General features: G+C 64.5%; 2 protein-coding genes. Both read right to left on the reverse strand.

All coding sequences use genetic code 11. The features are described from left to right. Positions 1-436 (reverse strand): enoyl-CoA hydratase-related protein (locus EN939_RS34320; protein WP_206528429.1); only part of this gene is annotated, 436 nt, incomplete at its 3' end. Between the two features lie 20 nt (positions 437-456). Then, on the reverse strand, positions 457-1354 hold an 898-nt coding region (locus EN939_RS34325), incomplete at its 5' end, for an acyl-CoA dehydrogenase (RefSeq protein WP_164751519.1).

Here is a 1354-nt window from a genome sequence, read left to right on the forward strand (position 1 = left end):
GTGCCAGCAGGCTCGATCCCGCTTCAGGCACAAGGCCCAGGTCGACGAAAGGCGTCCTGAACACGGTGCGTGGCGTGGCGAAAGTCAGGTCGCAATGCAGGTTGAGCGTCGTGCCGATGCCGACCGCGATGCCGTCGACGCCGGAGACCATGGGTTTTTCGACCTTGGCCAGCGCCATCAGGAAATCCCAGACTTCGGTGCCGCCGTCGCCGCCGGTGGCGACGACCATGAAGTCGGCAAGGTCGTTGCCGGAGGAGAAGGCGCCGGGCACGCCGAGAAAGACATGGACGCGGATGGCCGGGTCGGCGTCGCCCTCGGCCAGGGTTTTTGACATTTTCGCATACATGGAGCGCGTCAGCGCGTTCTTCTTGTCCGGCCGATTCATGCGGATGATCTGGATGGCGCCCTGGCGCTCGACGAGGATATGGTCTGTCACGGTGTTTTCCTTGTGAAACGTCAGGCAGAGACGAGCGTCTTGCCGGCAGCGGCGAGGCTTTCGGCGCCATCAATGACGCGCGCCCTCAAGGCGCTGACCTCGCCGAGCAGGTTTTCGGCAAAGAAACGGCAAAGCGCTATGCGGTTGTGATCGGCAAGAGCACCGCGCGCCAGATAGGCGCCGCCGGCGGCAAGCGAGATCAGCCTGAGATAGGGCGTGGCGCCTGCCAGCGCCTCTTCCGATCGGCCATCGGCCGTCAGTTTTTGCAGGAAGCGGGTCGCTTCGCTGAGATCGCCAAGTGCCGCGTCGAGAGCGGCGGCGGTGCGGCCGAAACCCTGCATGTTCGAGGTCCGCACCGCTGCGGCCATATCAGCCAGTTCGGCGATGTAACCATGCACATGGTCGCCACCGCCGAGCGGCAGCTTGCGCATCACCAGATCGATCGCCTGGATACCGTTGGTGCCCTCGTAAATCGGGGCGATGCGCGCATCGCGATAGAAGGCGGCCGCTCCCGTCTCCTCGATGAAGCCCATGCCGCCATGAACCTGGAGGCCGAGCGAGGCAACCTCGACGCCGATATCGGTCGAGAACGCCTTGGCCAGCGGCGTCAGCAGATTGGCGCGATCGCGCCAGTATGCCGCCTCGTCACCGGCGGAGACACGGGCCATGTCGATGGCGTGGGCACAGGAATAGCTGATGGCGCGTGCGGTCTGGGTCAGCGCCTTCATGGTCAACAGGTTACGCTGGACATCGGGGTGATGGACGATAGGCGCCATACCCGTGCCAGTGTAGCTCGCGGCCTTGCCCTGCCGGCGCTCATTGGCATAGGCGATCGCCTTCTGCGTTGCGGCTTCCGCGACCGCCACCCCCTGCATGCCGACACAAAGCCGCGCATTGTTCATCATGGTGAACATGCAG

The organism is Mesorhizobium sp. M7A.F.Ca.CA.002.05.1.1 (assembly GCF_003998335.1).
Lineage (GTDB): Bacteria > Pseudomonadota > Alphaproteobacteria > Rhizobiales > Rhizobiaceae > Mesorhizobium.